At 62.1% G+C, this 8107-nt stretch carries 5 protein-coding genes; all 5 read left to right on the plus strand.

Annotated features, from left to right (window positions below):
• Positions 1-13: 13 nt before the first annotated feature.
• Positions 14-2080, plus strand: a complete 2067-nt coding sequence (locus AT959_RS13935; protein ID WP_066884054.1) for a sodium-translocating pyrophosphatase — start codon at positions 14-16, stop codon at positions 2078-2080.
• A gap of 123 nt (positions 2081-2203) precedes the next feature.
• The gene (locus AT959_RS13940; RefSeq protein WP_240481837.1) at positions 2204-4369 is read left to right on the plus strand and encodes a type I secretion system permease/ATPase; all 2166 of its coding nucleotides are present in this window, start codon (positions 2204-2206) and stop codon (positions 4367-4369) included.
• A complete protein-coding gene (locus tag AT959_RS13945) occupies positions 4366-5781 on the plus strand; it encodes an HlyD family type I secretion periplasmic adaptor subunit (protein ID WP_066884056.1) in 1416 nt (471 codons plus the stop codon). The genes AT959_RS13940 and AT959_RS13945 overlap by 4 nt, the downstream gene beginning before the upstream one ends.
• Complete coding sequence (locus AT959_RS13950; RefSeq protein WP_066884058.1) at positions 5781-6398, plus strand: LuxR family transcriptional regulator; 618 nt, start codon at positions 5781-5783, stop codon at positions 6396-6398. Before AT959_RS13945 ends, AT959_RS13950 begins: the two co-directional genes overlap by 1 nt.
• 115 nt (positions 6399-6513) lie before the next feature.
• The coding region (locus tag AT959_RS13955; protein WP_205629916.1) for a retention module-containing protein at positions 6514-8107 on the plus strand (1594 nt) is incomplete at its 3' end.

An 8107-nucleotide genomic window follows, 5' to 3' on the forward strand; every position in this document is an offset into this window, starting at 1 on the left:
AGAGGGGGAAGTGATGTCTACAGCGTTGTTACTGGCGCTTGCTTGCGCCGTGTTGGCAGTCCTGTACGGCTGGATTTCCAGTCGCCAGATCCTCGCGTTGCCGGCCGGCAACGAGCGCATGCAGGAGATCGCCAAGGCCATCCAGCAGGGGGCGGAGGCCTATCTGAGCCGACAGTACAAGACGATCGCAATGGTCGGCATCGTCCTCTTTCTGGTGATCGGTCTGATTCCCAAGCTTGGCTGGCTGACGGCTTTCGGTTTTCTGATTGGTGCGCTGCTTTCCGGCGCCGCCGGTTTCATCGGCATGAACGTCTCGGTACGGGCCAATGTCCGGACCGCCGAGGCCGCCCGTGGCGGCATCGCCAAGGCGCTCGATGTTGCCTTCAAGGGTGGGGCGATTACCGGCATGCTGGTGGTGGGTCTCGGCCTGCTCGGGGTGGCCGGCTATTTCGCCTTCCTGAAATCGGTTAACGGGCCGGGTGCCGATCTGCATCATGTCATCGAACCCCTGATCGGCCTGGCTTTCGGTTCTTCGCTGATTTCGATCTTCGCCCGTCTCGGCGGCGGCATCTTCACCAAGGGGGCTGACGTCGGCGCCGATCTGGTTGGCAAGGTTGAAGCCGGCATTCCCGAGGATGACCCGCGCAATCCGGCGGTGATCGCCGACAACGTCGGCGATAACGTCGGCGACTGCGCCGGCATGGCGGCCGACCTCTTCGAAACCTATGCCGTGACGGTGGTGGCGACGATGGTGCTGGCCGCGCTGATCATCAAGACGGCGAGCGGCCTCGGTGAAAACCTGGTGCTCTACCCGCTGGCGCTGGGCGGGGTGTCGATCATCGCCTCGATCGTCGGCTGCTATTTCGTCAAGGCCACCGAAGGCGGCAAGATCATGGCGGCGCTCTATCGCGGCCTGATTGTCGCCGGCGTGCTGGCGCTCGCCGCCTACTATCCGGTGACCGCCTGGCTGATCGGGGCCGGGGCCACCTTGCCGGATGGCTCGGTCATCAACACCATGACGATGTTTGGTTGCGCGGTGGTCGGTTTGCTGCTGACGGCCGCACTGGTCTGGATTACCGAGTACTACACCGGGACCGATTACGCGCCGGTCAAGCATGTCGCTTCCTCCTGCCAGACCGGCCATGCCACCAACATCATCGCCGGTATCGGTGTTTCGATGAAGTCGACCGCTTGGCCGGTGCTGTCGGTCTGTGCGGCGATTTACGCGGCTTTTGCGATGGGCGGGTTGTTCGGAATCGCCATTGCGGCGACCTCCATGCTGTCGATGGCCGGTATCGTCGTCGCGCTCGATGCTTATGGTCCGATCACCGACAACGCTGGTGGTATTGCCGAAATGGCCGAACTGCCGAAAGAGGTGCGCAATGTCACCGATCCGCTCGATGCGGTCGGCAACACGACCAAGGCCGTGACCAAGGGCTACGCCATCGGCTCGGCCGGTCTGGCGGCGCTGGTCCTCTTTGCCGACTACACGCATGGCCTGGAAGCGGCCGGCTTGAAAGGGATCACCTTCGATCTTTCGAATCATATGGTGATCATCGGCCTGTTCATCGGCGGCCTGATTCCCTATCTGTTCGGTGCCATGGCGATGGAGGCGGTCGGTCGCTCGGCAGGCGCGGTGGTCATGGAGGTTCGCCGTCAGTTCAAGGAAATCCCTGGCATCATGGAAGGCACGGCCAAGCCGGATTATTCGCGGGCCGTCGATATGCTGACCGTGGCGGCGATCAAGGAAATGATGATTCCGTCCATCCTGCCGGTCGCCGTGCCGATCGTCGTCGGCCTGGTCCTCGGTCCGCAGGCGCTGGGCGGCCTGCTGGTCGGCACAATCGTCACCGGCTTGTTCGTCGCCATCTCGATGACGACGGGCGGCGGCGCTTGGGATAATGCCAAGAAATATATCGAAGACGGCCATTTTGGTGGAAAAGGCTCCGATGCACACAAGGCGGCGGTGACTGGGGACACCGTGGGTGATCCCTACAAGGATACGGCGGGGCCGGCGGTCAATCCGCTGATCAAGATCATCAATCTGGTGGCGCTGCTAATCGTCCCGTTGATGGCCTGACTTGCTGGCTTTTGGGTAAAAAAGGCGGCCGAGGCCGCTTTTTTTACATTTCTTTAAACCACTCCCGTTGGAGGGAGATAGAATCCTGCTCGATTGCGGGACAACAAGGCCATGAGTGAAGCAATGAGCGGGACAATTGAAGTCGGTAAATCCGGGGTGCGGGAAGATCTTTTGCATCACGACCCATTGCTCGATTGCCTGGTGGAGTTGACCCGGATTCATGGGCGGCCGAGTACGCGCGCCGCGCTGACCGCCGGCTTGCCGCTGGAGAATGGTTCGCTGACGCCGTCGCTGTTCGCGCGGGCCGCCAGCAGGGCCGGCCTTTCTGCCAAATTGGTTCGTCGACCGCTGGAACGGGTCGATCCCGCTTTGCTCCCTGCCGTACTGCTGCTTGACGGCGAAGAGGCCTGTGTCCTGCTCGGTTGGGATGAGGCGGGCGAGAACGCCCGCCTGCTTTTCCCGGAAACCGGTCAGGGCTCGGTGCTGCTGTCGCGCACGAGTCTGGCCGGGCGTTATGCCGGGATCGCCATTTTTGCCCGGCCGCATTTCCGCTTCGACAAGCGGACGCCGCAGGTCGGCGACATCAAGCTGCGCCACTGGTTCTGGGGGGCGCTGGCCGAGCAGTGGCCGGTTTATCGCGATGTGCTCGGGGCGGCGCTGCTGATCAATGTCATGGCATTGGCCATGCCGCTCTTCTCGATGAACGTGTACGACCGGGTCATTCCCAACCGGGCGATGGAAACCCTGTGGGTGCTGGCGCTTGGGGTGGTTTTGCTGATCGGCGTCGATATGACCTTGCGGCTGTTGCGCGGGCATTTCATCGATCTGGCCAGTGCCCGTATCGACATGCAGTTGTCGGCCAAGATCATGGAGCGCGTTCTTGGTGTGCGGATGGAGTCGCGGCCGGCAGCGGTCGGTGCCTTCTCATCGAATCTGCGCTCGTTTGAAACGGTGCGCGATTTCATCACCTCAGCCTCGGTGACCGCCTTCATCGACCTGCCGTTCGCCCTGATCTTTGTGTTCGTCATTGCCATCATTTCCTGGCAACTGATCATTCCGGTCGTCCTGGCCCTGGTTTTCGTCGTCATCTACGCCTACATCCTGCAGCACAAGATGCATGCCTTGTCCGAGACGACCTACCGGGCCGGCGCCTTGCGTAATGCGACGTTGATCGAAAGCCTGTCGGCCCTGGAAACCATCAAGACCCAGGGCGCCGAGAGCGTCATGCAGTCGAAATGGGAAAAGTCGGTCGCCTTCGTCTCGCGCGTCAACAACCAGATGCGCTTCCTGTCCGCGGCCGCGACCAACGGCGCGATGGAAGTGCAGCAACTGGTCAATATCGTGGTCATCATTGTCGGCGTCTATCTGGTCGGCGATGGCAAGCTCAGCATGGGCGGCCTGATTGCCTGCACCATGCTGACTTCGCGGGCCGTGGCGCCGCTTGGCCAGATGGTCGGCCTGCTGATGCAGTATCACAACGCCAAGGTGTCACTGGCTTCACTGGAAACGATCATGACCAATCCGGTCGAGCGTCCGGCCGATGCCTCGTTTGTCCATCGCCCCGAACTGAAGGGCAATATCGAGTTTCGCGATGTCCAGTTCAGTTACCCCGGTAGCGCCATTGCCGCTTTGAAAGGGCTGAACTGCCGGATCGCCGAAGGCGAGAAGGTCGTGGTCATCGGCCGCATCGGTTCGGGCAAGACGACGCTGCAAAAGCTGTTGCTCGGGCTGTACCAACCGACCGGCGGGGCGGTCACCGTCGATGGCGTCGATGTGCGCCAGCTTGACCCGGCTGATTTGCGCCGCAACATCGGTTACGTCTCCCAAGACACCACACTGTTCTACGGTACCTTGCGCGACAACATCGCGATCGGGGCGCCCTATGCCGACGACGCGGCGGTGATGGCGGCCGCCGAAGCAGCCGGCTTGACCGATTTCGTCAATCGTCACCCGGACGGTTTCGACATGATGATCGGCGAACGTGGCGACTCCCTGTCCGGCGGTCAACGTCAGGGAGTGGCAATTGCTCGCGCTTTCCTGATGGATCCGCCCATCCTGTTGCTCGACGAACCGACCAGTTCGATGGACTTTTCCTCCGAGCAGCAGTTCAAGGAGCGCCTCAAGATTGCCGGCGCCCACAAGACCGTCCTGATCGTGACGCATCGCAACAGCCTGCTCGATCTGGCCACCCGGGTCATCGTTGTCGATGACGGCCGGGTCGTCGCCGACGGGCCGCGCGATCAGGTCATCCAGGCGCTGCAGAGCGGTCGTATCGGGAGAGCTTCATGAGTCGCCTGAAAACCATGATCGGCCGAGTGCAGGCCTGGCTGGAGGGGATTGCCGAAAAGAGCGCGCCGCATGTCGAGAAGGTGCTCGGTCGGCTGCCAAACAAGGAAGAAATCGAGGTCGTCGATTTTGCTACCGACGCCGATCTCGCCATGTTGCGCCAGGAGCCGTTGCGGGCCCGCGTGCTGCTGCGTTCGATCGGTATCGTCTTTGCCGTTTTCGTCTTGTGGGCGGCGGTGGCGCAGTTGGACGAGGTGACGCGGGGCGAGGGCAAGGTTATCCCGTCCAAGCAGGTTCAGGTTTTGCAAAGTATCGATGGCGGCCTGGTTTCCGAAATTCTGGTCCGCGAAGGGGAGGTCGTTCAGGCCAACCAGTTGCTGGTCAAGATCGATGAAACCCGCTTCGTCTCATCGGTCAAGGAGAACCGGGCGCAATACCTCGGGCTGGTGGCGAGGGCCGCCCGCCTGAAGGCGATGTCCGATGCCAAGGCTTTCGTGCCGCCACCCGATGTCCTCAAGGAGGCCCCCGAGATCGTCGAGCAGGAGCGCCTGCTCTATGAGGCCAAGCGCGACGAGATGACGGCGGCGGTGTCGATTGCCCGCCAGCAACTGGCGCAGCGTCAGCAGGAACTGAATGAAGCGCAGGCCCGTCGGGCGCAGGCCTCACAGGGCTACGATCTGACCTCTAAGGAACTGAGCGTCACCCGGCCGCTGATCAATTCCGGGGCGGTCTCCGAAGTCGAACTGCTCCGTCTGGAGCGCGACGTGTCGCGCTACCGGGGCGAGCGGGACATGGCCTCGGCCCAGATCACCCGCATTCAGGCGGCGATCAACGAGGCGCATCGCAAGGTCGAGGAAGTCGAGCTGACTTTCCGCAACGATGCCGGCAAGGAATTGTCGGAAACCAGTGCCAAGCTGAGCAGCCTGGCCGAAGGCAGCGTGGCGCTTTCGGACCGGGTCAAGCAGTCGTCGATCCGTTCGCCGGTCAAGGGGACGGTCAAGCGTCTGCTGGTCAATACGGTGGGCGGTGTCGTCCAGCCCGGCAAGGATATGATCGAAATCGTGCCGCTGGAGGATGCGCTGTTGCTTGAAGCGCGCATCCAGCCGCGCGATATCGCCTTCCTGCGTCCCGGTCAGCCGGCCATCGTCAAATTTACCGCCTATGATTTCTCGATCTACGGCGGTCTGGACGGTACGCTTGAGCATATCGGGGCCGACACGGTGATGGACGACAAGGGCAATGCCTTCTATACGGTGCGGGTGCGTACCAACAAGCCGGGGTTTGGCGATGCCAATCTGCCGATCATTCCCGGCATGGTGGCCGAGGTTGATATTCTGACCGGCAAGAAAAGCGTCCTCGCCTATTTGCTGAAACCTGTACTGCGCGCCAAGAGCGTTGCCATGACGGAGCGCTGATGCAGCACTGGATTTTTGATCGGGAAGCGGAAATGCTGGCCTCGTGGCAGGAAGCCATGCCGGCAGCCCGGGTTCTGGCGCGTCGCGAAGTTTCGAATATCCTGGACGGCGAGCCTGGCATTCTCTGGTGTCGCCTGCGTTCGGGCGATGCTCTGAATGAGGTGCTCAGCGCAATTCACGGAGCACCGCGCTATCCGCTGGTCGTGCTCTGTGATGAGCCTGATGATGAGATCGTCATGCGGGCCCTGGAGGCCGGCGCAGCGGGCTGCTGCAATACCCATGCCGCGCCCGAAGTGCTGCGCCAGGTGGCGCTAGTGGTCGGTAACGGCGGCTTGTGGGTGGGGCAGTCCCTGTTGCAGCAACTGGTTGGCAGCACGGCGCGCACACTCGGCCAGCGCTCGCGGGAGGAAAAGCGGGACGATTGGGCGCAATTGCTTTCCGAGCGTGAAGTGCAGGTCGCCCGTCTGGTTGCCGGCGGGGCCAGCAACAAGGAAGTCGCCAGCCAGCTTTCGATTACCGAAAGAACGGTCAAGGCACACCTCGGCGCGATCTTCGAGAAACTGAGCTTGCGCGACCGCCTGCAATTGTCGGTCCGGGTCAACGGCCTGACCGTCTGATTGTCGGTGTGAATTAATTCACGCTTCACCTCGCAGACTGTACTTTGGTTCAATAGCCGAGCCCCGGCCAGACCCCTACACTGCTGCCATTGCTAATAGTCTCTGGAGTATTGCCGTGGCCCAAGCCCAAGTCATCGCCCAAGTATCCGCCCTCAGTGGTGAAGCCTTCGCCCGCGACAGCGCTGGAAATCTGCGTCGCCTGAAGGTCGGGGATGCCATTCGCGAAGGCGAGAGCGTGGTTGCCGGCGAGGGGGCGCACGTCATGCTGCGCCTGGCCGACGGGCGGGACATGATGGTCCGCCCGGGCGAAGTGGCCAAACTGGACGCCGAAGTGGCGGCACCGGTCAAACCGGACGCCACCGATAGTGCGGTCGTCAATAACCAGAAGGGTTTCGAGAAGATCGCCAAGGCCCTGACTGCGGGCGGTGACCTCGACGCGCTGCTGGAAGACCCGGCAGCCGGTATCGCCGGCCCCGGCGGCAACGAAGGTCATACCTTCGTCGAGTTCCTGCGCGTCGTGGAAACGGTCGATCCGCTGGCCTTCCAGTTCTCGACTGAACGTGGCCGGCCGCTGGAGACCATTGATGGCGGCGCAGCCCAGATCACACAAAGCAGCACGACGGCCATCGCCGTCGCCGCCAGTCTTGATGCGGCCTCGGATAGCGCCCTGAAGGGCGATGCCATTACCAATGACAACACGCCGACTCTGGTCGGTAGCGGCACGCCGGGTGCGACCATTACCGTGCTTAGCCCGACCGGCGAAGTCATGACGACCACGGTGGCCGAGAGCGGTGTCTGGACAGTGACGCCGACCAAGCCGCTGGCGGACGGCCCGGTCAGCTTTGATGTAACCGCTACCGATGCCGCCGGTAACTCAGCCAAGACCACGGTTGAGGCGACGATAGATACGCAGGCTGCCGGAACCATCAGCGTCGATCCGATCACGCCCGATAGCATTCTTACCACGGCGGAGGCAGGTGGCACGATTACCGTCAGCGGCAAGGTCGGTGGTGACGCCGAAGCGGGCGACCTGATCACGCTGACGATCAACGGCAAGCAGTTTACCGGTACCGTCAACGCCGATCGCTCCTATGCAATCGATGTCCCGGGCAGCGATCTGGCCGCAGACGGCGACAAGGTGGTCGAGGCCACCGTAACAGGCGAAGATGTCGCCGGTAACGTATTCGTCGCCACCAGCACGCAGGCCTATGTGCCACATATTTCGGTTGGCGATGTTTCGGTGGCCGAAGGCTCGCCGGCAATTTTCACGGTTACCCTCGACTCCGCCTATTCAGTGCCTGCACTGATGCAACTGGCGCTGGGCAATACCGCCGCCAGTTCTGACGTTGACGCCACTGCCGGAGTCGATTTCGTCAGCCAGTTGTATGTCTCCTTTGACGCGGGCCAGACGTGGTCGCAGGTGGGGGCGGGCGGGCAGATTTCAGTTCCGGCTGGCATCACCACTTATCATGTTGGTATTCCGACCAATGCAGATGAGCCGGGTAAAGTTTATGAAGGTTCGGAAACTTTTACCCTGAGTGCCAGTTTTGTCGGTGGAAGCCAAGTGTCCACGGGCTTGGGCACCATCTTTGACGATGGCACGAGCGGTACCCCAACGCCTCTGCCTGGCCCGACCCCATTCACAACCCCACTCGACGACCGGCCGACCTTCAACCTGGGCTCGGACGTCATCGTTGACGAAGCCGCCG

Origin of the sequence: Dechloromonas denitrificans, from assembly GCF_001551835.1 — a bacterium.
GTDB classification, from domain to species: domain Bacteria; phylum Pseudomonadota; class Gammaproteobacteria; order Burkholderiales; family Rhodocyclaceae; genus Azonexus; species Azonexus denitrificans.